Origin of the sequence: Bacillus sp. ISL-39 (assembly GCF_018613295.1) — a bacterium.
Lineage (GTDB): Bacteria > Bacillota > Bacilli > Bacillales > Cytobacillaceae > Mesobacillus.
Map to the genome: position 1 here is coordinate 1 of NZ_JAGGQM010000028.1, position 26,308 is coordinate 26,308.

A 26,308-nucleotide genomic window follows, 5' to 3' on the forward strand; every position below is an offset into this window, starting at 1 on the left:
GGTCCCTATCGGACAAACAGAAGCGAGAAATCCTAAAAAGTGTCCGATAGAAGGTCCCTATTGGACAAACGGAAGCGAGAAAACGAAAAAAGTGTCCGATAGAGGGTTCCTATCGGACAAACAGAAGCGGGAAATCGAAAAAAGTGTCCGATAGAGGGTCCCTATCGGACAAACGGAAGCGAGAAAACGAAAAAAGTGTCCGATAGAGGGTCCCTATCGGACAAACGGAAGCGAGAAAACGAAAAAAGTGTCCGATAGAAGGTCCCTATCGGACAAACAGGAACAGGAAAACGAAAAAAGTGTCCGATAGAAGGTCCCTATCGGACAAACAGAAGCGGGAAATCGAAAAAAGTGTCCGATAGAAGGTCCCTATCGGACAAACGGAAGCGAGAAAACGAAAAAAGTATCCGATAGAAGGTCCCTATCGGACAAACAGAAGCGGGAAATCCTAAAAAGTGTTCGATAGAGGCTCCTTATCGGACAAACAGGAGTGAGAAACCGAAGAGAGTGTCCGATAGAGATCACTATCATACAAACAAGGGATGGAATTCATGAAGGTGCTTGTTCTATCAGGCATTATAATATAATAATCCTCAACAATTCAGACAAGTATTGTTTCATTCCTGAAAATGTGATAAATTTAAAATACTGTTAGCAGTTTTATCGGGAGGTACGTCATGCATACATTGTTAGTTGTTCTTTTAGTGATCGTCAGCATTGCTCTTATTGGAGTTGTTCTTCTTCAATCAGGCAAGAGTGCTGGTCTGTCCGGTGCGATTTCCGGCGGCGCTGAGCAATTGTTCGGTAAGCAGAAGGCAAGAGGCCTTGACCTTGTCTTGCACCGTGTTACGATCGTGTTGTCTGTTTTATTCTTTGTCTTGACTATTGCCGTTACTTATTTCGAACTATAATACACACAATGACCCGGCTTCAATAGAGGCCGGGTTTTATTGTGTTTACATAAGCAAAACTCTCACATATTTCTTTTGAATATGGGTATTTACATATATAAAGGCTTTTAATTGAATGTTACAAGCATGTTTGTTAAAACTAAGGAAGATATCTGATAGAGGGAGTAGGAAAATGAGAAAGTTAGTGCCAAGACCTTTTACATTTAAAGCTGGAAAAAGAGCGGTATTGCTGCTGCATGGATTTACCGGCAATTCTGCAGACGTCAGGATGATGGGCAGATTTTTAGAAGGAAAAGGATATACATGCCATGCGCCTGTGTTTAAAGGACATGGTGTACCGCCTGAAGAACTGATACATACTGGTCCTGAGGATTGGTGGCAGGATGCGCTTGATGGCTATGAATTCCTTAAGAATGAAGGCTATGAAGAGATTGCTGTAGCCGGTTTGTCACTGGGCGGTGTCCTTTCACTGAAACTCGGATATACCAAGCCGTTAAAGGGAATCGTGCCGATGTGCGCACCAATGCATCTTAAGACGGAAGAATTGATGTACCGCGGTGTGCTTGAGTATGCGCGCGAATATAAGAGGATGGAAGGCAAGCCTGAGGATCAAATCGAGGCAGAGGTAAAGGAACTCGAACAGAAATCGATGGCCACTTTAAAAGACCTCCAGGAACTGATCAAGGAAGTCCGTGGAAGCATCGACCTGATTTATACACCGACTTTTGTCGTCCAGGCTCGCCATGACATTATTATCGACCCAGACAGCGCCAATATCATCCATGACAACATCGAGTCTGAACATAAAAAGTTAAAGTGGTATGAGGAATCAGGGCATGTCATCACTCTTGATAAAGAACGGGATCAGCTGCACGAAGATGTTTACGAGTTTCTCGAGTCATTAAATTGGAAAGAATAAAAACATATAAAAAATTTATTGAGTTGTTTTTCACACCATGAGCGACAAAATTACGAAAATAGCCCAATAAAGGAGGGATTTATTAATGGATGAGAATATTAAAGGCCATATAGACAGGCTAATGCATTATATGAAGGATGAAGCTTACAAACCTCTTACGGTTCAGGAACTGGAAAGCGCCTTTGGGATCGAGGACTCCTCAACATTCAAGGAATTTGTTAAAGCGCTAGTGGTCATGGAGGAAAAGGGGCTGGTCGTGAGGACTAGAAGTGACCGATATGGTCTGCCTGAAAAAATGAACCTCGTTCGCGGCCGTTTCAGTGCCCATGCCAAGGGATTTGCTTTTGTCATCACTGAAGAGCAGGGAATGGATGACGTCTTCATCCCGCCTAATGAAACAAGCAATGCAATGAATGGGGATACAGTCCTTGTACGAGTGTCATCAGACAGCTCTGGGCAGCGCCGTGAAGGCACTGTTGTACGCATCATTGAGAGAGGTGTCTCGCAAATCGTTGGTACCTATACCGAAAGCAAGCACTTCGGGTTTGTGATTCCTGATGATAAAAAGTTCACGAGTGACATCTTCATTCCAAAAGAGTCAGGGATGGGTGCAGTCGAAGGGCATAAGGTCGTCGTAAAACTGACGAGCTATCCTGAGGGACGCAAAAGTGCAGAGGGTGAGGTTACCGCGATTCTCGGCCATAAAAATGACCCTGGCGTCGATATCCTTTCCGTCATCCACAAGCATGGACTGCCAATGGAGTTTCCAGATGAGGTACTCCAGCAGGCGAATGAAGCGCCGGACCAGATCAATGAGAGTGAGATTGCGAACCGCCGCGACCTGCGTGAAGAAGTCATCGTCACAATTGACGGCGCTGATGCAAAGGACCTTGATGATGCAGTTCAGGTCACAAGGCTTGAAAACGGCAATTATAAACTTGGTGTCCATATCGCCGATGTTACGTACTATGTAACCGAGGACTCACCGATTGACCGTGAAGCAGAAGACCGTGCCACGAGTGTGTATTTGGTTGACCGGGTCATCCCAATGATTCCGCACCGCTTATCGAACGGTATTTGCTCGCTGAATCCGAAGGTCGACCGACTGACGCTGTCTTGTAATATGGAGATCACTCCAGATGGACAAGTGGTAGACCATGAAATCTATCAGAGTGTCATCAAGACGACGGAGCGGATGACGTATTTCGATGTGAACAGGATTCTCGTCGATCAAGACGAAGAAACGCGCTCACGTTACGAATCTCTTGTGCCAATGTTCGAGATGATGGAGGAGCTTGCTGCTATCCTTCGTAAAAAAAGGATGGAAAGAGGAGCCATCGATTTTGATTTTAAAGAATCAAAGGTATTGGTTGATGAAGAAGGCCACCCAACGGATGTCGTTATGCGAGAGCGTTCTGTCGCTGAAAAGCTGATTGAAGAATTCATGCTGGCAGCGAACGAAACGGTTGCAGAGCATTTCCACTGGCTCGATGTGCCATTCATCTATCGAATTCACGAAGATCCAAAAGAGGATAAGCTTAGAAAATTCTTTGATTTCATTACAAACTTCGGATACCTTGTCAGAGGATCCGCAAATGGAGTACACCCAAGAGCCCTGCAGGAAATCATCGAGGAAGTCCAGGGAAAACCGGAGGAAATGGTCGTTTCAACTGTCATGCTCCGTTCGATGCAGCAGGCGAAATACTATCCTGAAAGCCTCGGACACTTTGGTCTTTCAACAGAGTTCTACACGCACTTCACATCACCAATTCGTCGTTATCCTGACTTGATTGTCCACCGTTTGATCAGGACGTACTTGATCGAGGGCAAGCTCGACCAGGCAACGAAGGAAAAATGGAATGCGATGCTGCCTGATATTGCCGAGCATTCATCCAACATGGAACGCCGCGCAGTTGAAGCCGAACGTGAAACAGATGAGCTTAAGAAAGCGGAATACATGGAAGACAAGATTGGGACGGAATACGATGGCATCATCAGCTCTGTCACGAACTTCGGGATGTTCGTCGAGCTTCCTAACACAATCGAAGGCCTTGTACATGTCAGCTACATGACGGATGATTATTACCGTTATGATGAACGCCACCTGGCGATGATTGGCGAGCGAACAGGAAATGTCTTCCGAATCGGAGATGAAATTACTGTCCGAGTCATCAAGGTAAACAAGGATGAGCGCTCAATTGATTTTGAAATCGTCGGCATGAAAGGCACGCCAAGACGTGAGCGTCCGGCACAGCCAAAGATCTTCAAGACGGGCAGCAGCGAGAAAAAGCCGCGCCGCGGTAAAGAAGAAGAAGGCAAGCAAGGCGGCAGAGGTTCAGGCGGTGGAAAAGGATCAGGAGGGGGCAGAAATGGCTCCGGTACCGGTTCAGGCTCCGGTTCAAAACCAAAGAGCAAGAAGAAAAAGTTCTTTGAGAACGCACCAGCCGCGAAGCGTAAATCTAAAAAGAGAAAATAGGCAACTGAAAAAGAGAGCTCCTGCTGAAGGGGCTCTCTGTTGTCCTCTATTGCCTGCAGCTCTTGTCGGGGCGGACCAAGGCGCTTGCGCTTTTCATTGTGGCGGCGTTCGTTATTTGCTAAAATGATAAACAATAGAAGGGGGAAGTTTTTATGCCAAAAGGAGAGGGAAAGGTCGTCGCGCAGAATAAAAAAGCAAACCACGACTATTTCATTGAAGAAACGTATGAAGCCGGAGTCGTCCTCCAGGGAACAGAGATTAAATCAATCCGTAACGGGCGCGTCCAGCTGAAGGATTCATACGCAAAGGTCCATAATGGTGAGCTGTTCTTATATAATCTGCACATCAGCCCTTACGAACAGGGAAACCGTTACAACCATGATCCGCTGCGCACAAGGAAGCTTTTGCTTCACAAACGCCAAATCGCCCAGTTGATCGGTGAAACGAAGGAAGCAGGATATGCGCTTGTGCCATTGAAGATTTACCTGAAGAATGGGTATGCAAAGGTTTTAATCGGTCTTGGTAAGGGTAAAAAGAACTATGACAAGCGTGAGACGCTGAAGAAGAAGGAAGCAGGCCGTGATATCGAGCGTGCATTCCGCGAACGTCAGAAAATGTAAGCTTGTCGGCTGAGGAAGAGTGTACCAGTTGAAAAAAGTACTCAGTGTGTTATAATAATAACTGTCACCACGAGTGACAACATAACTTAATGCTCGGCTTAACCGAGTTCTCCTAACGTCTGTATCATGGATACAGCAGCCTTTTATATGGGGACGTTACGGATTCGACAGGGGTAGTTTGAGCTTAAGTGGCGAGTCGAGGGGATCGGCCTCGTAAAAACGTCAACGCCTATAACTGGCAAAGAAAACAACAACTTCGCTTTCGCAGCTTAATACTGCATAGCGGTTCGCCCCTCCATCGCCCATGTGGTAGGGTAGCGGACTCACTCTAAGTGGGCTACGCCGGATTCCACCGCCTGAGGATGAAGGAAGAGAACAACCAGGCTAGCTGGCCGGCCGCCTGTCGGTAGGCAAAAGGACCAGCGAATCGCCAATATGCCGACTACACTCGTAGAAGCTTAAGTGCCAATATCTTTGGACGTGGGTTCGATTAGTCATTAGTCGCCTTGCGTGGCAACACGCAAGTGAAAATCCGGCTTTATCGGTGAAACCTAAGTCGCGAATAGCGATAGGGCAATGCCGAGTGGTATGTGGAGCAATCCAACAGCCATGTATCGACTTATAGGCTGCCAGCCTGGCAGTACTAGGATGCGTGAACTATCCGGGAGTCCGGATAAAACTACATCTCGCATAAGACGCCGGAGGACCTGGTCAAACAGGTTCAAGATATAGTCAGTGCCATGGCGAAAGCATGGAATAGCACGTCCCACCGTCTCCACCAATACATATGTTGGTGGATTTTTATTTGCAATTGTGACGTAAAGCATAAAATTTCCGTTTGGAAACTTTATGCTTTATTTTTTTTTAGGAAATTTTATGCTTGATTTCGTATGCTAATGTCTTTAAAAAGGTATTGGCAAGCTTATAGTTTAAAAAAAACTCGGAGTAATAATATCTGTCAGTTGCTTAAAGTTATGCTCTTTATTGGCCATGCAACCTGGCTAAGTCAGTTACAGTGAAATTAATTGTCCATCTACAACATAGTGTTTGTAGATGGACAATAAAGTCTGGAACCAAACAAAAAAGTCAGAAACTTATCTAGTAAGAGTAAGAGTAAGAGTAAGAGTAAAGAAAAAGCATTGCGAATGCCATGCTTTTTACATCTCTTTAGCGAATATAACTATGTATTTATAGTTTGTATTCTGTCCAATCATCACTTAAATCAATGAAATTCAAATTTCTAATTATGTTCCAGGGGAACAACCATTTATTAATTTCTGACACGATCAATAATTGAAAAGATATTTGCATCCCAAAACTTTGTTCAATTAAAAAGTTTCGAATTTCATCGATGTCAATAAATGTTTTATTCCCCAATTCATACTCTACTTTATAATGTCTGGGTTTAGAGATATTAAAGCGAGTATCCTCGTGTAAGTGATCCAGTTTATCAACCAAAAATTTTATTGTCATAAAAACAGACTCGCTATCCACAGATTGGGTTATTAATTCATCTGTCATAAGGGAGATAGCTTCAGATAAATGCAATATGTCTTTAAAACTAACATTTAGCTCATATTGTTTACCTCGGTCCTCAAAAGAAAAGAATAAGTTCCCACCATGATTGGTACCCCAGTTTCCATGAATTATTTTATTTCTATAAATCGCAAGTTTCTTATAAAGTTCGAAAAATACCCGTATCAGCGGCTGTTCATTATTGAGAGATGCGGGGTATTTAAATTGTGAAAATTTGCTATCGTATAGATTAATTTTTTTAGCGAACTGAAACGGAACATCATCCACATTTTCTTTTAATATCCACTCAAATATCATATCGAGAGCTTTATAACATGTAACAAAAAGTAATGGACTTAAATTTTCGAGAACTTCAATTCTATTATTTGATCCGAACTCCTCATACATTTCTAATTTATGAGTCTTTAACCCGTTTAAATGAAATATCATGGTGGAATCAGATGTTATTCCATATCCCTTTTCAACAGCTAAAACAGATTCTCTCAAAACCCACCTTTCATAGCCCAGTTTTTCTATTAAATCTTTACCTATGAACAACTTTTCCAACTCCCTTATAAAGTTCCTAATAAGTAAAATAGTGAAACGTTCCCTTGGTTATTATTTGAAAAGTTTGCTGAACTTTTCTAATTCATTAAGGTCCTCAATCATTTCTTCATTACTCGGTATTATTCGACCGATAGCATGAGATTCATCATGTACATATGTGGATGCTTTTGTCATTCCTTCTGTTACGAGTTGGACAACCTCATCTGTGAACTTAACCTTATTTAGTCTTTGCGTTTGTACACTTGAATTGAAACGTTCGACAACACCGTTTAATAACAGTTCTTCGACTGCTCGTTCCCAAGATTCCCTCAACAGCATGTACCATGTTTTAACGTTCGGGATATATAAATCAGGATCTAATTGGCTTTCTAACTTTTTAAGCTTTGGCAGTTCATTTTTTAAGTATTTGATTCTTTTACTGGTTGCTAGGGTAATCCATGGCATTTCCGTTTTTGCGATTCCTGCTCTGTTACCATTTCTCCTTACAGAACAATAGGATGCGTTTACGTTTTGTAAATTAGCATATTTTTGTAAGGTGTGTAGAAACACGATGTCGTGTGTAAAAATAATGACTTGCCGTTGCTTAGCTTCCCGTACCAATCGATTAGCTACATACTCTCTCCTGCTATGGTCTAAAGAGGAAACGGGATCATCAAGTATAATTCCTCCATTTGATGGTATAGAAGAAATTTCCGCAAGGAAGAAGGCTATTGATAATGCTTTTTGCTCACCTTCACTTAGGATTTCATTAATGTTTATTTTTGAACTGGAATCCAAAGCGAGTTTTATTGTGGTTTTACCTTTTACTCCTCGGCTATTTAGCTTGAATAGAATGTGTTCCCTTCTTAGCTGCTCTAGTTCTTTTTCGATTTCGTCTTTAAAGTTGTCGGTCAAAAATGAACTGGATAATTCGTTATATTTTCTTGTCAATTTTGTTGTATCTAACGATTTTATTGCTTTATCAACCCTATCAACTTCCAGGCGAATTTTTGCTAAACTATAAACATGATCTATTCTTTGGGAGATTTTCCCCTTTGAAACCAACTCGTTTTGTTCTGCTAGTAAATCTCCTGAATTGTCTTTTTGGGCTAGTGTCTTTAAATGTTGCAATTCACTTCTTTTTATATCTAACCAATTTTCCATTTCTTTTAAAGGTGGTAATTCAATTTCCGGAATATCATCCAAGGACAGGTGTATATCTGTCTCGGCATTTTGTAATAATGTACTAATCTTTAATGCTGATTGGATAAACAATTCCGCTTGCATATCCAATTTAGGTGAATCATGATAAAAGAAAGAACGTACAGACGAATCTTTCACTTTTGTGAAAGGTAATGATTTTAATTTGGTTAATAAAACTTGCCTTTGTGAGTGTAGCTGAGCTACCTCTTGACTGATGTTGTCAGTCATAAATTCCTCAAAACGCGTTAACCGAATTCGAGATTCTTCCTTCAAGTCTTGTTGGCATAATATGCATTTTGCTTCATTTTCGACATATGGAAATGATTGTCCCGGGTATGCAATTTCATGATATTGCTTGGCGGTGTGCCATAGTTTTTTCCAAGGATCACTACCAACACCATCTAAAGGTTGTTCAACAAATGCTTCACGAGTTAAAACTTCTAGTGTTGCTTTCGAATCAAGGTATCGTTGATGTAATGAGACATATTCTGTAACTTTTTCAACAGATAATTCATTACAAATTTGTTGAAGATTGTTTTTTAAGTCTGTAATATCATTTATGTTCCTTTGAAGCTCCTGGATCAATTTAACAGGATTTGAATCTACAAGGACCTTTAAATCTTTTGTAATCTGATTAAGCCGTTCATGATCTTTTTCTGTAAAAATACAATTCTGCTGAATGTCCTTTTCTTTCGTTTTGTAAGAAATTGTTTCAACAAAAGTTTTGACTTTAGAAGGACTTGTTAACTCATGGAATGAAGGCAATGTTATTAAAAGCTCATCTTTTAACTGTAATAACCTCTGTTTTATTTCAGTTTGATGCCGAGCAAGATCATCGAAGATTTTAAATTCAGTAGGAATAAATACAACTTCGTTTTCGGATTCTGCATAAACTCTCGCACAATCAGTGTCGAAAATACTGATAGATGTTAACTGCTGTTCAGGTGCAGTATTTACAACTCTATTTATAATTGATTCTGTGCCATTTTGCTGTACATAAATGTCAGCCGTGCTTATTGAACCGCTTGATTTATAGACATTTGGGTGAATCTTTGTTTTTTCATCCACAGCTCGGCAAGACTGCTTTAATACCTTAGCATAACTAGATTTACCAGCAGAATTCTCACCGTACACAACCGTTAACCCATCAGGTAAAAATTCAAGCCCATATTCTGGTTCGATGGCGGCAATATTATTGAAGTTTTTTAATGAAGTTATCTTAATGGTATCTATTGGATTTTTATTAGGGATATGATGTTTTTCTAATGGAGTGATGTTCAAATCCCTCTCAGAAAAACCATTCTCATGGAGTATATTATCTATTACTTCTTTTATGTCAATATTTTCGAGCATAGATTTTTGATACAGCCTTCTGATTAAATCATTTTGCCATTTAGGAAGCTCTGATGACCATTCCCAAATATGAGTATTAAATTCCATATATTTCCCTCCCTATGACAATAACTTAAACCATACTACAAAAGAGGACAATATATTTTTGGAAAATGAATAAAAATGACACAATTATATTAGGTAAGGCGCTCAATATTAATCGATTGAGCTGACTTAATACTTGTTGTCGAAGGGTTATTTAGTTTTAAAGAAATACTTGATCGTAAAATTAAAGCAGCTCAAACGATGGGTAAGATATACATAGATATAAATACAATGAGAGATAAAGTTCAAAATTGTAGTAATTAAATCACTGAAGGGGTCATCTTTTGAATGCCCCCAATTATTGATATTGAATGACAATGTAATTTTCAAATTATTATTCCATTTGTATTTTTAGAAAAATTAATTACAAAAAGGGTCATCTGAAATAGAAATTGTGTTGGTCAATTCGTTTATTAAAAGGAGCGTAGAATCCTTAGCTCTCTTAGTATCATTGCTGTTATTAACACTAAAGTGTTTTATATATTCCTTTAGTAAATTAATGTTATTATTAATGATTTTATCCCTTTCTCCCGTATTTACTTGATAAAGAAGATACGGTAATTCGAAAATTGTTGTAATAACACTATTATATTGAGTAGTTTCATTAGGACTACAATCGTTAATAGCCAAAAAATTAGATATGTTTCTATTAAAATGAATAATTCTATTGAATAAAGGTAAGCTTTGTTCTAAATAATGAATGAATTTTAAATCCTCTTTACTAGCTTCTGAATAATTGCCAAGGGCTTCTTTGATTAGCTTAACACAGGTGTTATAGTCTTCAGGAAAGTGTGACATGGAAAAAAGTATATCATCCTGTGTTTGATCATGATCTCGATAAATATTTATTCTCAACAATAAAAGAGAGTACCCTTTGGAATAATATTCAAACACCCAATTATGGAATCTAATTAAATGTTCTGTCCAAGCTACATAAGTAGTATTGTCTTCCTCATCTACATATTCGAAATCAAAAGGGTCATCTGATGGATCATCATACCAGGTTAAATCCACTTCATTCCATTCAGTATTAAACTTTTCATTGTTATTTTTAAATACTGCTCTAAATGACAACATAAAATATCCTCCCTAAACAATTTTTAAATATTATACTAGGAGAAGTTTATATTTTAATACTTTAATGATTTTTAAAGAAATTTTTTGTAGTGAAAATCGGTAGTGGATTGTAAATATATTTCCAAATTATTTAGAGGGGAAATTAAGAAATTTGTCGAAGTATTAATGATATTAGAAAGAAAAATGGGATAAGAAAGTCAGTATTTACGAAATAAAAATATATTGCTTTCAGAGTGTTTATTTTAAAGAAATAATAAGGAATTAAACCTTAATTTCTTTATAGCCTGTAACCTTAGCAAGTATCATCTTGTTTTCCCAAGCAATAAAGTTATAAGAATGTCAGGTGATATTCCTCGATAAATTAGGCATTTACCAAGACGCATAATAGTGTGCTCTTATATTGAGATTCTTACTGTACAAAAGGAGAAGTTTAACACTGCTGACCCAAAACTCACAAAGGTTAATGATGTATGGCTTGGGCTAAGTTTAGAAGTAAAGAAACATATTTTTTGTAGTGTGTGATGGAAAAGCCAGAGGTACCGAACTTCCTTTACAGTAAATACAAAAGATACATCACATCAGGCAAAAGCGACAAGAGTAAAGTTTGATTAAGGGGGAATGTTTTAGGTGACAGTTAATCAAGTACTTTCTGTATTAAAGGAATACGATGGTGTGATCGGAGCTGTTCTTGGAACAGTTTTAGGTTCTATTAGTACATTACTTGTTACACATTGGTTGAAGAATGTAGGTCAAGTATCGTTAAAATTAAAGGAATATGACATTCAGTATTATAAGTCCGATGATTATGGTGGAAGATCACCTATTGATATGCTTGAGGAAGCTGATTATGCAGATTTACAATTTGAAATTGATATTTATAATTCTGCAGAAAATGTTAAAACAATTAACGATATAAATTTTCAGTTAATTGATGATACAAATGCAGTAATACATACTGGAAAGTTTAATGATATTGAAACAGGCAGAATGTCTGCTGGAGCATATCGATATGACTCACTTTCTTTTCTGAACTGTAAACCTAAAGAGCTAGCTAAGAAAGAATTAAAGATTTGTTTTAGTTCTTCAGACATACTACTATTAAAAATCACCAAGAAAATTGTCATAGAGGCAAAATTAGAAGGGAATACATTTCCTTTTAAAAAACGCTTAAAAACAACGGTAACTTTATAACCTTTAAAAGTATGTGAATAACTTATTTAAACTAAGCGGTGCGTTGATTTTGGAAGGAATAGCAGTCTTTTTTGTTTACTTCCTTATTTAACAAACGGAGCAGGATAGTTTAACAAATTTTTAGCTGCGGCACCTCTTTTATTTAAGAAAATTTTTGTGATTGATATGGATATTAGAAACATTTGTATTTACTAACGAATTCATTTAGTGTAAAATTACACTAAATGGTAATTTATAGGGGGATGAACATGAGGAAGTCTGGTATCATATCAGTTGCAGCTTTTTTAATTTCTTTGATTGTGTATGGAGCGTGGTTCTTTAACGAAGACCTATTTTCTAAATCAGCAATGATAATAGCAGTTGTACTGCCGATTATTGGAATAATCACCGCCTTCTTTACTAAGAAAAAATCTCTTAAAATAGTGGGGGTAATAGGGAATTCACTTGTGCTTTTGTGGGCTGTTGTAATTCCGTATGCCTCTACTTTGTTTTGGAATACGCCATAAACTGATAGAGTCGCTTCTAACTGAAGTGACTTTTTATTATGGAATACGTAGCATAAAAAAAGCCCGTTGAAAATTTTTGCTGGAGAAAGAGTTATTTTGGATAAAAAACTCAAAAGGTTTTTGTATTTCTGGTGGATATTATTAATTAGGTACTGTTCGTATTTTTCTGACTGCAAGATTGTGAATAAACGTACTTAAACTATCGGGTGCGTTGATCCAGAAGGATTAACCGCCTTTTTGTTGAATTCCTTATTAAACAAACGATGCAGGATAGTTCAATAAGAAGGTGAGTAAGAAATGTTGAATCCAATGTTAGCTGTCAAAGGGTTTTCCTTTAATAAGTAAACCTAAACCGTTATTACTAATGGGTATACACCGAGTGAAACGTTTAATGGAGAATTTTATTTAATTTTATAACTATTAAGCTTGAGGGTACTTTCCTCAAGCTTATGATTGATATTGACATTCTAAATTAAATGGCCTGCTACTTAACAGGCTTCTTCGCAAGCAGTGAACAGGCTATTCCTATTACAGGAAAGATGGTGGTTAGCAATAATATTTCCTCATATCCCCCAAACAGGTCATAGGCGAATCCGAAAGGGAGTGGTCCTAATGCGGACCCAAGTACCATGACAGTCATTGCGCTTCCTTTTATACTTCCAAGTGCTAACCTTCCAAAGTAACTTGGCCAGACGTAATTTAAGGCAATTCTTTCGAATCCCCCACTTATCCCCCACAGAACGCCAAAAACGATGGCGAGGAAGTAAGACTTTACAAAAAGAAGCAGAACGACAAATATAATTTCACCTGCAAAAATTCCTGCTAAAATATAGTTCACTTTTACGCGGTCTAAAATGTAACCGGCAGCTAATGAAATAGGGAATCCTATAATTGCCATGAGGCTTAAAACTATTGCAGCGGTGCCTGATGAAAGTCCATTTTGTTTAAAGATTGATATCAAGTGAAATGTTAGTCCTGTATTCACAAGTGCTGGGATACTAACACATACGAGCAAAAGCCAAAAAGCACTTGTTTTCTTTGCTTCCTGCAGAGTCCAATTAATCTCTAATATCTTCTTTGGTTGTTCTCCAATAGAAGGAGTTTGCTTTTTATGATCCTCACCGTCTGGAAGCATTCCAACATCTTCTGGTTTATTGCGAATTAAAAAGAATGCTAGGGGTACAAAAATAAATAACAGTAATATTCCCCAAAGCTTCCATGAGAAACTCCAGCCCCAATTGGAGACTAACCATGTGTTTAGAGGTGGGAAAGCAGCGGAACTTGTAAATCCACCAATAGCCATTAGACTAAGTGCTTTACCTCGTTTTTCAATAAACCATTGAGGAACGAGGGTATTGGGAATCAAGGTCATAGATCCCTGACCCAATAGTCTTAGAAAGAAAAAGCCAATGAATAACATGATGAAATTTGAGACAAGACTGTTCCAAAAACAAGCAAGGGCTAGGGCAATTCCAATGATGACAGACATTTTTCTTTGACCATATAGATCTATATATCTGCCTACAAAGAACATGCTTAATCCAGCTGCTAGTGTAGCCGCGGAATAAATGCCGGATACTTGAGACCTGGACCACCCGAAGTCAGCGATATAGTGGTCGATAAATACCGAAATGGAGTATGTCTGGCCAGGACCGGAAAAAAATACGCCCAATGCCCCGATAAAGACAATCATCCATCCATAATAGAATGGTGTTTGAAGTGGTGTTGAAGTTGTTTGTGATTTCATTGGTAAATAACCTCCAACGCCAATCTTAGCAAAGGTGGTTATGGATTGTCTAAACCTTAGCTACAGCGAAGCATTAATTACGATCTATTATCGTAAGAGGGTGTTTGCTCACTTTCAAATCAGTCATAGCTTTATCGAATTCCTTCTCGGTAACTTCTAAAGTCTTATGGTCAAAGTGGATATAGTATAGCAAGGAATCTCCAGCGGTATGCAAACTGACTCCTCTAATCATCTTTTCTCTCATGATGGCCCTCCTTAAAAGTTTATGAAACTGCATATTCTTTGAAATTCAATTCCTATTAGGAGTCGAATTTATAATGCCGCTCCCTTGGCATTGGAAGCAAGCTTCTTTTTCATTCGGAAATTTAACTAATAAATAACCTTTTCCGGAACAACGAGGGCATTCTTTATTCAAAGTGAATCACCTCCTGGAGAATCTTGTGACTCAAGAATCAAAGGACAAGCTTTAAGGTCTTTTCTATGAATAAATTCTACAATGGCAGAGTCAGTTCTTTTGATCTCACAATAGCCTGTTGGGTACACATATAAAACCTTGTAGGTTGAATTGTTATAGAGTATTAAAATTCAGCTTTAACCAAAAGCAGAACCCCTTTAAGAAGATAATGTTGTACGGAACAAAGTTAATATCTAATAATACGTTGAATTTTCTTACCCTCTCCTTGGCAGCTCTTGCATCTTTTCTTTAATCTAAGAAGCTTTATGAAAGGAACCTTACCATCGCCTTTACATTCTTCACATATCAGCTTAATAGCCATAAACTCCTCCTTCCTATAGCTATTTATATTGGAGTTCCAGTTCCTGAGAAATGATAATTAATTGATTAAATATTTGGCGTACATGTTCGTCTGCAAATAATTTATCGAATAAGCAAGAGATAATTTTGTTTTCAGGGTTTTCGTCCAGATGACTAATTTTCACCAACCAGGATTGTTGTTTATGTTTGGCGAAATGAAGTGAATATATCTGATCCTCTAATGGGACGATAATCCGCAGATCTTCAGATGATAAACACTTAATAAGGATTTCTTCCAGTTTAATCACCCCCATATAAATGGGTAATTTTGCATTATAATGGTTTACTACCTTACTTACGGTTTCATTTTGTAATCAAACGGAACTTGTTACATTTATACAAGTACTCAGTAGAGTTTTCTAAAAAAATTCTATTTGGTACAAACCGCGACTCCAAGCGGATATTTAACGCCCGGGTAGGGTGGCTCGATTAATACGCCCTTTTGGTAGTACATCTTTACTTCTTTGTATTCCGGAAATAACTCATTAAATTCGTCAACGGTCAACTGATGAACATGGAATGGCGAACCACATGGTTTTCCTCTTCCTTTTCCAAAAGGTGTAGACAGGACCAATGTCCCACCGGGTTTTAACATGTTATAAAGATTGGCCAAAAATTGCCGTTCTTCTTCTAGATGTTCTAATGTTTCAAAGGAAATGATGGCATCAAACATGCCTAATTTTTGGGGAAGCAGGGGATCTGTTGCATCTTCACAACGATATTTAACCAGAGGATGGTTATATCGTTTATGAGCATATTCAATTGTTACGGGATCGAAATCAACTGCGATTAATTCATTGATCCGTTTCTTGCCAAGCTTGGCGAGCATTTGCGAACCATAGCCAGAACCACAAGCGATATCAAGTACCCTTCCACGGAGGTGGTAGGAACTAAATTGATAACGTGCTAAGTGTTCAAGTAATAAAGCATTGGCCGGTTTCATAAGGTCGGGGATGACTCTCTCCCCAGTAAATTCTAACAAGTTTGTTCTCTCCTTCATTCCTCCTTGCTTATTTGATTATATCGACGAACATTCTCAGTATAACAAAGATTTCAGAGGGTTTGTAGTTATAGCACCCACCTGTTTAGAAAAATGCAAAATGAAAATGAGAAATTTCACTATCATCATAGTAAAAACGCGATAATTGACGAATTCGAGAGAGAACAAGGTAAATAACCGCTTACATGTCGGGTTGCCACTTTCTTCAGATGTGGTAATATTACCTTGTTTTCAACGGCCCAGACTTTGATGAGAGTTCAAAGTCAACTAAAAATTTAAATAATAAAGGAGTGTTTTTTTGAACATTAATACAATTAAACAGCAGTGGTTCGGAAATCTTAAGGGAGACATACTTGCGGGTATAGTCGTAGCCCTAGCATTGATTCCCGAAGCGATTGCATTTTCAATAATTGCTGGCGTTGATCCAATGGTAGGTTTGTATGCTTCTTTTAGCATCGCAGTAGTGATTGCATTCATTGGTGGCAGACCTGGAATGATTTCTGGTGCAACAGGAGCAATGGCGTTATTGATGGTCACTTTAGTAGCCGATCATGGGTTACAGTATTTGTTTGCTGCCACAATCTTAACAGGTGTCATTCAAATCCTTTTTGGTGTATTTAAATTGGCCAGATTTATGAAGTTTATCCCACGGTCGGTAATGATTGGCTTCGTAAATGCATTAGCAATCCTTATTTTTATGGCTCAATTAGAGCAATTTACGGGTGCGGGATGGCAAATGTATGCCCTGGTAGCAGGTACATTAGCAATTATTTATCTATTACCTAGATTGACAAAAGCTGTTCCATCTCCGCTGATTGCCATTATTGTTATAACAGTAATTGCTATCTACACAAAGAGCGATGTTAAGTCAGTTGGAGACATGGGTGAGTTAACTGCTGCATTGCCATCTTTCTTCATGCCGAATGTTCCTTTTAACATGGAAACATTAAGCATTATCTTTCCGTATGCTTTAGGTCTTTCAATTGTTGGATTGCTAGAGTCTCTCCTTACAGCATCAATTGTTGATGATATGACTGATACGGCAAGTGATAAGAATAAAGAGAGTCGCGGTCAGGGTATTGCAAACATTGTAACGGGATTCTTTGGAGGCATGGCTGGGTGTGCGATGATTGGTCAGTCCGTAATCAATGTTAAGTCCGGCGGAAAAGGAAGACTTTCTGCTTTAGTGGCTGGCGTTGTTCTATTGTTCTTAATCATTGTACTAGGCAAAATTGTCGTTCAAATTCCGATGGCAGCTCTAGTGGGTGTTATGATTATGGTCTCTATCGGTACGTTTGATTGGAGTTCTTTAAAAGGTGTCACAAAAGCTCCAATTACTGATTCAATCGTAATGGTTGTAACAGTTGTTACCGTTGTGGCAACTCATGACCTTTCAAAAGGTGTTTTCGCGGGTATCATCCTAAGTGCCATTTTCTTTGTAGCAAAGATATCAAATGTTCATGTGGATTCTTTGATGGAAGAAGATAAGAAAATCTATTCAGTTAAAGGGCAGGTTTTCTTCGCTTCTGTTGATGCACTAATCGATGCGATCGATTTCAATGAAAATGTAAATGAGGTGGAAATTGATTTCACCCATGCCCATGTTTGGGATGATTCAGCCGTAGCAGCAATTGATAAAATCGTTTTAAAATTAAGGGCAACAGGCGTGGTCGTTCGCTTAGTTGGCTTAAATGAAGCAAGTATGAACTTAGTTGATAAAATGGCAGTTCATAAAAAGCCGGGAGCAAAGCTTTCCGGTCACTAAAATAGATAAACCCAAGATTGTCTATATGACGAACTTGGGTTTTTATTTTGGGGTTTAATTTGTTCATTTTGAGTGAAAGAGTAAATGCAGTAAAATTTGGTTTCTCATTAATCTCATGGTTTTTGGTTTAATACACAAAATAACAAGACAGAAGGAGGAGCCGATATGGAAAATAACAGCTATTTGCAGTCTTGGTTTGGAAATGTTAAAGGAGATATACTTTCGGGATTAGTTGTCGCCATTGCCTTAATACCGGAAGCTATTGCTTTCTCTATCATTGCGGGAGTTGACCCGATGGTGGGCTTGTACGCTTCTTTTACCATCTCTGTGGTGATTGCTTTTGTTGGGGGCAGACCAGGGATGATCTCAGCAGCAACAGGGGCTATGGCTTTACTATTTATTGATCTTGTAGCTGAGCATGGTCTTCAATATCTATTGGCCGCGACGATCTTGACGGGTGTTCTTCAAATTTTATTTGGTGTATTTAAACTTTCGAGATATATGAAATTCATTCCCCGCTCTGTCATGGTGGGATTCGTTAACGCGCTTGCAATTTTGATTTTCACGTCCCAACTGGATAACTTTGTGGATGCACCAATAATGGTGTATATGTTAGCGGGTTTAACATTGTTAATTATCTATCTATTACCTTACATAACAAAAGCGATTCCCTCTACGCTGGTCGCTATTGTGATTGTAACAGCAATCGTCATTTTGATAGGTATTGATGTGAGGACTGTCGGGGATATGGGGTCTTTAACCAAAACACTTCCTATTTTCTTGATTCCTGATATCCCTTTAACATTCGATACGCTCATGATTATATTTCCGTACTCACTTGCACTTGCTTTAGTAGGTCTGCTCGAATCTTTATTGACCGCTACCATCGTTGATGATATGACAGACTCGGAAAGTGAGAAAAATACAGAAAGTAAAGGACAGGGGATTGCGAATATTGTTACAGGATTTTTTGGAGGTATGGCAGGGTGTGCTATGATTGGCCAATCTGTCATAAATATTAAATCAGGTGGAAGAACAAGGCTTTCATCCTTTGTAGCTGGTGTCTTTTTAATGCTTTTGATTGTACTACTGGGAGATATAGTGGTACAAATCCCGATGGCTGCGCTGGCAGGAGTAATGATTATGGTTTCCATTAGCACTTTTGACTGGAATTCACTAAAAACTCTCCATCTATTGCCAAAAACTGATGCAATTGTTATGGTAGTAACAGTATTGACCGTTGTTTTGACCCATAATTTGGCTATTGGTGTTTTTACCGGAATTCTTTTAAGCGCGATCTTCTTTGTATCTAAGATTTCCCAAGTAGAAGTAAAAAGTACCCTTGAAAATAACACCAGAATTTACAAAGTCCGAGGGGAACTGTTCTTTGCATCTGTGACGGAACTCATTAAAAAGTTTGACTATAAAGAGGATGTAGAATTTGTAGAGATTAATTTGAGCAAATCGCATCTATGGGATGACTCTGCAGTAGCAGCAATCGACAAAATCGTTTACAAGTTTGAGGAAAACGGAAAGAAGATACTTGTAACCGGAATGAATCAGGAAAGCTCAGAATTGGCTGAGAAGCTGGCCAATAAACTGGGTTCACATTAATAAAGAGGTGATAGGAATGTATCAAAAAATTCTTTTAGCAGCTGACGGATCTGAACACTCCAAGCGTGCAGCTGACCATGCCATCATGATTGCGAATTGCCAGGGAGATTCAAAAATTGAAATCGTTTATGTCGTGGATGGTGACAGCTCAAAGTCTGATGTCCTAAGCAATTGGAACTCCTCGGATATCAATGACAAAAGGAAAGAGCGTTTAAAAGACATTGAGCAGAAAGCCAAGGAATCAGGTGTTAACTTTGAAATCAAAATCCTTCATGGAGAGCCAGGTCCTGCTATGGTCGAATACACCAATCAAAACAAATTTGATCTGGTTGTCATCGGAAGCAGAGGACTTAACGGTCTTCAAGAACTGATGCTAGGTAGTGTAAGCCATAAGGTAGCCAAAAGGGCGAATTGTCCAGTAATGATCGTGAAATAAACATGTAAGGGCGCTTTATGCGCTCTTTTTTGATTTGCCAGCTAATTCCTGACTATGTTATAGTCGAGTTGTTTTTAAAACCCCTTTACACCTCAATTTTCTTCTTTCTCTTCAGTAACAACAAAACATCACCAATAAAAATAATGTATACGAATGGAGGTCATGAGCCGCAAATGTCTGAAAAAAGCAAAGCCTCAATTCTGAAGCATGCTGATTATCAGAAAGAGGTAGAACGTCTAGAGTTTACGAAATTATATATCAGAACAATCCTTGAAGCGTCCAAGGAAAATAAACAATCTTTTACAGAAAACATTAAACAGGCATTTGAAGACCTGGATTACCTCGATAGCAGTTTGAGTTATATCAACATTTTAACGAATGCTAAGTTCCTGGAGCTGGCGGAAAATGAGTTAGACCGATTAGAAAGCGTATTGAACAAGCCCTATTTCTCAAGAATCAATTTTAAAAAACAGGATGATGAGGTCGAAGAAGTCCTGTATATTGGTAAAACATCTTTATACGATAGAGAAAACCAGATGCCAATCATCGTGGACTGGAGGTCGCCGATTGCAAATGTTTATTACGATGGTCGATTGGGTGAAGTCAGCTATGAAGTGAATGGCGAGCAGCGGAAAGGGTATCTTTCCCTAAAGCGGCAATATGAGATTCAGGAAGGAAAGCTGAAGGGTTTCCATGATATAGATTTGACTACGCATGACGAATTGCTGCAGAAATCATTGTCAGGGAAAGCAGACAACAGGCTTACGGAAATCGTCACGACAATACAAAAGGAACAAAATGAAGTCATCCGTGCGTCCCTTCAGCATCCGATTATTGTCCAGGGAGCAGCCGGCAGCGGTAAAACAACCATTGCCCTTCACCGCATCTCATATTTTCTGTATACATTCGGTGAGCGATTCAGACCCGAAAAGCTAATGATTTTAGCGCCAAATAGACTTTTCATTGACTATATATCTGATGTGCTTCCTGAATTAGGTGTAGGAAAAATCAACCAGACTACTTTTACGGATTATATTCGATCTGCTCTAGGTAAGAAAATTAAGGTCATTCCTCCTGAAAAAAAGCTGCTTGCATTAGTGGAGGGGAAGGCAAAAGATGAACTGATGAGCAGAATATCAACCTTTAAAGGTTCACTGGAATTTAAAGCTGTACTTGATGCTTATATAAGAGATATAGAAAAGAAACTGGCCCCAACTGAGGATTTCTTTGTCGATAAATACCGATTGATGAAGGCTGCAAAACTAAAAAGACTGTTTCTTAAGGAATACCGGTATCTGCCTGTTTATAGCCGGGTGGATAAAATAAAGCAGCTTTTAACCAACCATGTAAAAGTAAAAAAGGTCCAGATTCTTACAAGGTTCGAGGAAAGGTATGAAGAAGCACTGGAGAAAGCATTATACGGCATAAAAGATAATGATAAAAGGCGGCAGAAGGTCGTCTCTTTGATGGATGGAAAAGAAAAAAGAAGCGAGCAGCTTCAATCATCACTTAAGAATGCTGTCAAAACGTATATGAATTACTTCGAGAAAAAGGATATCTACACTTTATATCAAAAATTGATGACTTCCGAGGAATTATTGGCTACTTATGCAGATGGTTTATCGGAAGAGGAAGTCAAACAGCTCGTGAATTATTCGAGAAGTATTTTTGGAAAGAAAGCATATGAACTTGAAGACCTTGCCCCGCTTTTCTATTTAAAGTCAAAGCTAATGGGTTTAGATGAAAAGCATAAGATGAAAAGTGTTTTTATTGATGAAGCCCAGGATTACAGCTATTTTCAATTTGCGGCATTAAAAGAAGGGTTTGATACAAATCTCTTTACGATCGTCGGGGACTTGGCTCAGGGCATCCACGCGTATCGGGGAACAAGAAGCTGGGAGCCACTGACAGAGCAGATCTTTCCGGAAGCGAATTATCTAACGCTTCAAAAGAGCTATCGTACCACTGTTGAAATTATGGAGCTTGCGAATGATATTCTGGCCATCATGGATGAAGATCTTCCCCAGGTTGAACCAGTAGTAAGAAGCGGACCTAAACCAGTGTTTCACCAGGTTAACCCATCTCACGAGGAAGAGTTGGCAAGCCTGATTGAAAGAGATATTCGAGCCTTAGTTGAAGTGGACCTACACTCCATTGCGATAATTGGTCGAACGGCAAGTGATTGCAGTAAGATAAAAAAGGTCATGGAAAAAAGCGATTTGTCATTTCAACTCCTGAATGAGCAGGAAGATATGGTCAAAGGCCAAATTTCAATTGTACCCGCATACTTGTCAAAGGGACTCGAGTTTGATGCTGTTTTAATGGTATCTATCGAGGAACCTTATTCGGAGAAAGAACTGGATATAAAGTTGCTTTATGTAGGAATGACAAGACCGATGCATCGACTTTTCTTATACGGACCTGACCCTTCTTCTTTCTTGCTTGACCGGGTGAATCCGATTCATATAGAGATAAAAGAAACGATGCAAAAAACACACTAAACAATGAATTAGTGTGTTTTTTGGTACCTTTTCAGTTTCTTGTTTCATTATTTTTCTTTACCACATCGTATAGCTTGGGTGATGTTTCCCAACCGCAAAGTTGATTATCTTTCTTGTGAGTTTTATTTATTCTTATATATTATTTTTGATGAAGGGGTGTATTTATGCTAAATGAATTAGGTCATTTAATAAAAGATAATAATGTCATTCTCTTCGTGGGTTCTGGTATATCCAAAAATTTAGGGTTACCAACATATGGAGAGTTGATTGATGAAATGGCCAGCCAGCTTGGATTCGACCCAGAAGTTCTTAATGCCTGGGGAAATAATGATTTTTTGATCTTAGCTGAATATTACTTTCATCAAAAGGGTTCTTTAGGTGAACTTAGAAGTTGGATGGATCGTAAGTGGCATAATCCTAATATAGATATTGGGCAATCAGAAATTCATAAACTCATTGTAGAAATTGGGTTTCCAATTATCTATACGACTAACTTTGATAGATGGCTGGAATATGCTTACGATTATTATAAAAAGGACTATATAAAGATTACAAATATGGTGGACATTGCAAGAATTAAAGAAAATATACCTCAGATCATCAAGTTTCATGGGGACTTTGATCACGATTCATCCATCGTTTTAACCGAATCCAGTTTTTTTAATAGACTGGACTTTGAATCACCTTTAGATATTAAACTGCGATCCGATTCTTTAGGAAAATCAATTTTGTTTATTGGATATAGCTTATCCGATATTAACATAAGGTATATGTTATATAAATTACAAAAACAATGGGAGAAATCTAGATACGAATCTTTACGCCCAAACTCATACATTTTTTTAGTGGACCCAAACCCTGTTAAAGAAAGGCTTTTGAAAGAACGAGGAATCATCCCCATTGTTTATCAAAATGAGGAACCAGGAGAAGCATTAGTCCAGTTCCTAAAAGATTTAAAGCAAAAGGTTTAACTCTTATAAAAAGGCGAGGGCAGCTTTTAATATTCAGTTTAAAGAATGTCTCATCGGGTATTAACAAATGCAAAACTCAAGATGATAAATAAAATAAGATAATAAAGATTTGACCACATAAGTAAAGGACATGATTAGCTGTTTCCGGCTTATTTATTGTTTCTTTTCAAGATATCTGTATAAAGTAGTTTTGCTTATTCCGGTTTCATTTTTAATTTCTGATAAGCTGTACTCTTTGCTTTGATACATTTCTATTGCTCTATTCACATTTTCGTCTGGAACTCTTGGCCTTCCGGGAATGCTTCCTTTTTGTTTTGCTTCACTTAAGCCTTTCTTGGTTTTTTCACTAATAATATCTGATTCAAATTCAACGATTCGATAAATAATGTCTTTGAAGGAACCCTTGATATTTTTGCTTGTGTCGATATCTTCTTTTAAGGATAAAAATTTAGCTCCTTTATCCTCGATTGCGTTTAACAATTTTGCTAGATGACGTATAGAATCTGCAAAAGCAAAAAGCTTCACAACTATTATTGTGTCTCCTGGACTAAGGCTATTCATCATATTTTTAAGATTCTTTCCCTGATTAGATGTAAAATGATCATCCCTTATGATTTTGTCACAGTTCATGTTGGTAAGAAGCTTAAATTGCTCTTCACAGTGTGGATCACTTGAATACGGCCTCGCATAGCCAATTAGCACTACAATCACTCCTCGCATTATCCACGATAATAATATGACCATGATACCATATAGATAATTACCAGTACCAAAATGGTTCATTTTTGGGAAGATACGTGTTAAACTATCTTTTATTGAAAAGCTTTTTGAAATTGAACCTGATCTTTTTAATTTGACGACTAACTTAACACACAGGCCGAATGAAGGGAAGAGATTAATATGCTGTTAAATAACAAGATAACAAATAAGTTTACTTTCTTTTTCATAACTGCAGTTGTCTTCCTTTGGTTAAAGACATACTTTGTCCAGTTAACACAATTTAATTTAGGAATTGAAAATAGCATTCAACAGTTTTTGCTGTTCTTAAATCCATTGGGTTCTTCTATATTATTTTTAGGTTTTGCTTTTTTATTTAAAGGACGACTAAAGTATATTTCATTAATCGTAATTGATTTATTATTGTCAGTTCTACTATTTGCCAACGCTTTATATTATCGTTTTTTTAATGATTTCATCACTCTGCCCACTTTAACCCAGACTCAAAACTTCGGGGATGTCAGCGGCAGTATTGGAACACTTTTAAGACCTTCTGATGTTTTGTTCTTTGCGGATGTAATTTTGATTCTAGCTTTGATTTCAATTAATTTTAAGAGAATTGAAGTTAAGAAGATAGCACCGCGAAGGTTAACTGCTTTAATGTTGGTTGCTTTAAGTATATCAGGAATAAATCTTGCAATTGCAGAAATGGATCGTCCTCAATTATTGACCCGAGGATTTGACCGTAATTACATTGTGAAATATCTAGGGATGTACAATTATACTGTGTATGATGCTGTCCAGAGTACTAAAGCCCACGCACAGAGGGCTTTGGCTGACAGTAATGATAGCACGGAGATTATAAACTTTACAAAGTCAAATTATGCTAAGCCAAACCCTGAATATTTTGGTGCAGGAAAAGGGATGAATGTTATCTATGTACACATGGAGTCGATTCAAAATTTCCTTATTGATTACGAACTGCACGGTGAAGAGGTTACACCGTTCTTAAATTCCTTAACGAATGAAGAGAATACACTATACTTTGATAATTTCTTTCATCAAACAGCTCAAGGTAAAACAGCTGATGCAGAATTCATGGTAGCAAATTCGCTATATGGATTGCCTCAAGGTTCAGCCTTTACAACTAAAGGTTTAAATACCTATCAAGCTGCTCCTGCAATCTTAAGCCAAAAGCAGGGCTACACATCTGCAGTCTTCCACGGAAATACAGGGAGCTTTTGGAACAGGGATGAAATTTATAAATCTTTGGGATACGATAAGTTTTTTGATTCCAGTTATTTCGATATGGACTCAACTAATTTAGCTGAATATGGATTGATGGATAAACCGTTCTTTGAACAATCCAAGCCTTATTTGGAATCATTGCCTCAGCCGTTCTATGCTAATTTCATTACGGTTACTCACCATTTCCCATTTACAATGGATCAGGAAGAGGCAACACTTGAGAAGCATACGACAGGTAATAAAATAGTCGATAATTACTTCCAGACAGCTAGATATGCAGATGAAGCTCTAGAACAATTTTTTTCATATTTAAAGGAATCGGGTTTATATGATAACTCTATTATCATAATGTATGGTGATCACTATGGGATTTCTAATAATCACAATAAGGCAATGAAGGAAGTTATCGGGAAGGAAATTACACCGTTTGAAAGTGCGGGATTGCAGCGTACTCCATTATTCATTCGTGTGCCAGGAATGGAAGGTGGAGTGAACCACGATTATGCCGGACAAATTGACCTCCTTCCGACCCTGCTGCATCTGCTTGGAATAAACACAAAAGAATATGTGCACTTTGGTACCGATATTCTATCAGAACAGCATGATGATTTAGTTCCTTTTAGGAACGGAGATTTTGTCAGTCCAACGATCACTTCTTCAGAGGGCAAATATTATGACTCGTCTACGGGGCAGTTGCTGGCAGAAGATAAATTAGAAGAAGCTAAAAGATTGCAAGTAGTAGCAGAACAAAAGCTGGCAAACTCAGATAAAGTCGTAAATGGCGATTTGCTGCGCTTTTACACTCCTAAAGACTTTATTGAAGTTGACCGTTCACAATACAACTATAATACTCCGATAGGGGAAAATGAGGAATAATAAAAATTTAAATACAATTTCTAAATATGTTAAGTGTTAGGTGCAATGTGAGGCTACCTCACTCCAAAAGATTGTGAAGAGTTGTACTTAAACTATAGGGTGCGTTGATCCAGAAGGATTAACCGCCTTTTTGTTGAATTCCTTATTAAACAAACGAAGCAGGATAGTACAAGAAAATAATGGTTATTATTACCTAGTAAACTTAAAAGGGGTTTTTA

The 26,308-nt window shown here is 38.1% G+C and carries 19 protein-coding genes and 1 other RNA gene; 13 read left to right on the plus strand and 7 right to left on the minus strand.

Going from position 1 to position 26,308, the window contains the following annotated elements; all coding sequences use genetic code 11:
* The first annotated feature begins 677 nt into the window (after positions 1-677).
* From secG to ssrA, 5 genes are all read left to right on the plus strand, one after another.
* Positions 678-911 (plus strand): preprotein translocase subunit SecG, encoded by a 234-nt coding sequence (gene secG, locus J7E37_RS19015; RefSeq protein WP_102264285.1) that lies wholly within the window; start codon positions 678-680, stop codon positions 909-911.
* 172 nt (positions 912-1,083) lie between these two features.
* Positions 1,084-1,830: an alpha/beta hydrolase gene (locus tag J7E37_RS19020; RefSeq protein ID WP_214776292.1), complete on the plus strand. Its 747-nt coding sequence runs from the start codon at positions 1,084-1,086 to the stop codon at positions 1,828-1,830.
* An 85-nt stretch (positions 1,831-1,915) separates the two neighbouring features.
* Entirely contained in the window at positions 1,916-4,306 is a 2,391-nt protein-coding gene (rnr, locus tag J7E37_RS19025; RefSeq protein WP_215026371.1) for a ribonuclease R, read from the plus strand.
* A gap of 152 nt (positions 4,307-4,458) precedes the next feature.
* A complete protein-coding gene (smpB, locus tag J7E37_RS19030) occupies positions 4,459-4,926 on the plus strand; it encodes an SsrA-binding protein SmpB (RefSeq protein ID WP_023613945.1) in 468 nt (155 codons plus the stop codon).
* Positions 4,927-5,083: 157 nt separating this feature from the next.
* Positions 5,084-5,419: a transfer-messenger RNA gene (gene ssrA / locus J7E37_RS19035) on the plus strand.
* 695 nt (positions 5,420-6,114) lie between these two features.
* Here the strand turns inward: ssrA and J7E37_RS19040 are convergent.
* The 3 genes from J7E37_RS19040 to J7E37_RS19050 all read right to left on the minus strand — a co-directional run bounded on the left by J7E37_RS19040 (position 6,115) and on the right by J7E37_RS19050 (position 10,704).
* Positions 6,115-6,999, minus strand: a complete 885-nt coding sequence (locus tag J7E37_RS19040) for a hypothetical protein (protein ID WP_214739077.1) — start codon at positions 6,997-6,999, stop codon at positions 6,115-6,117.
* A 60-nt stretch (positions 7,000-7,059) separates the two neighbouring features.
* The gene (locus tag J7E37_RS19045) at positions 7,060-9,630 is read right to left on the minus strand and encodes an AAA family ATPase (RefSeq protein WP_215026374.1); all 2,571 of its coding nucleotides are present in this window, start codon (positions 9,628-9,630) and stop codon (positions 7,060-7,062) included.
* Positions 9,631-9,987: 357 nt separating this feature from the next.
* Positions 9,988-10,704 carry a hypothetical protein gene (locus J7E37_RS19050; RefSeq protein ID WP_214739075.1) on the minus strand — a complete coding sequence of 239 codons (717 nt, stop codon included), beginning with the start codon at positions 10,702-10,704 and terminating at the stop codon, positions 9,988-9,990.
* A gap of 627 nt (positions 10,705-11,331) precedes the next feature.
* On the opposite strand from J7E37_RS19050, the gene J7E37_RS19055 reads away from it, so the two are divergent.
* Positions 11,332-11,895, plus strand: a complete 564-nt coding sequence (locus J7E37_RS19055; protein WP_214739074.1) for a hypothetical protein — start codon at positions 11,332-11,334, stop codon at positions 11,893-11,895.
* A 248-nt stretch (positions 11,896-12,143) separates the two neighbouring features.
* A complete protein-coding gene (locus tag J7E37_RS19060) occupies positions 12,144-12,401 on the plus strand; it encodes a hypothetical protein (RefSeq protein WP_214739073.1) in 258 nt (85 codons plus the stop codon).
* A 484-nt stretch (positions 12,402-12,885) separates the two neighbouring features.
* Here the strand turns inward: J7E37_RS19060 and J7E37_RS19065 are convergent, their stop codons facing one another.
* The 3 genes from J7E37_RS19065 to J7E37_RS19075 all read right to left on the minus strand — a co-directional run bounded on the left by J7E37_RS19065 (position 12,886) and on the right by J7E37_RS19075 (position 15,944).
* Entirely contained in the window at positions 12,886-14,148 is a 1,263-nt protein-coding gene (locus J7E37_RS19065; protein WP_214739071.1) for an MFS transporter, read from the minus strand.
* 73 nt (positions 14,149-14,221) lie between these two features.
* On the minus strand, positions 14,222-14,392 hold the full coding sequence (locus J7E37_RS19070) for a hypothetical protein (RefSeq protein WP_214739070.1): 171 nt from the start codon (positions 14,390-14,392) through the stop codon (positions 14,222-14,224).
* 940 nt (positions 14,393-15,332) lie between these two features.
* Positions 15,333-15,944 carry a class I SAM-dependent methyltransferase gene (locus J7E37_RS19075; RefSeq protein WP_251009764.1) on the minus strand — a complete coding sequence of 204 codons (612 nt, stop codon included), beginning with the start codon at positions 15,942-15,944 and terminating at the stop codon, positions 15,333-15,335.
* 316 nt (positions 15,945-16,260) lie between these two features.
* Here J7E37_RS19075 and J7E37_RS19080 point away from each other — a divergent pair, with 316 nt between their 5' ends.
* The 5 genes from J7E37_RS19080 (at position 16,261) to J7E37_RS19100 (ending at position 23,249) form a co-directional block, all read left to right on the plus strand.
* Entirely contained in the window at positions 16,261-17,727 is a 1,467-nt protein-coding gene (locus J7E37_RS19080; RefSeq protein ID WP_214739068.1) for a SulP family inorganic anion transporter, read from the plus strand.
* Positions 17,728-17,892: 165 nt separating this feature from the next.
* Positions 17,893-19,341 carry a SulP family inorganic anion transporter gene (locus tag J7E37_RS19085; RefSeq protein WP_214739067.1) on the plus strand — a complete coding sequence of 483 codons (1,449 nt, stop codon included), beginning with the start codon at positions 17,893-17,895 and terminating at the stop codon, positions 19,339-19,341.
* A 16-nt stretch (positions 19,342-19,357) separates the two neighbouring features.
* Entirely contained in the window at positions 19,358-19,777 is a 420-nt protein-coding gene (locus J7E37_RS19090; protein WP_215026377.1) for a universal stress protein, read from the plus strand.
* A 173-nt stretch (positions 19,778-19,950) separates the two neighbouring features.
* Positions 19,951-22,278: an RNA polymerase recycling motor HelD gene (helD, locus tag J7E37_RS19095; protein ID WP_215026380.1), complete on the plus strand. Its 2,328-nt coding sequence runs from the start codon at positions 19,951-19,953 to the stop codon at positions 22,276-22,278.
* A gap of 164 nt (positions 22,279-22,442) precedes the next feature.
* A complete protein-coding gene (locus J7E37_RS19100; protein WP_215026383.1) occupies positions 22,443-23,249 on the plus strand; it encodes an SIR2 family protein in 807 nt (268 codons plus the stop codon).
* A gap of 153 nt (positions 23,250-23,402) precedes the next feature.
* Here the strand turns inward: J7E37_RS19100 and J7E37_RS19105 are convergent, their stop codons facing one another.
* A complete protein-coding gene (locus J7E37_RS19105) occupies positions 23,403-23,951 on the minus strand; it encodes a recombinase family protein (RefSeq protein ID WP_215026386.1) in 549 nt (182 codons plus the stop codon).
* Between the two features lie 198 nt (positions 23,952-24,149).
* Between J7E37_RS19105 and ltaS the strand changes: the two genes are divergently transcribed.
* The gene (gene ltaS, locus J7E37_RS19110; protein ID WP_215026388.1) at positions 24,150-26,090 is read left to right on the plus strand and encodes a lipoteichoic acid synthase; all 1,941 of its coding nucleotides are present in this window, start codon (positions 24,150-24,152) and stop codon (positions 26,088-26,090) included.
* Positions 26,091-26,308: the final 218 nt, after the last annotated feature.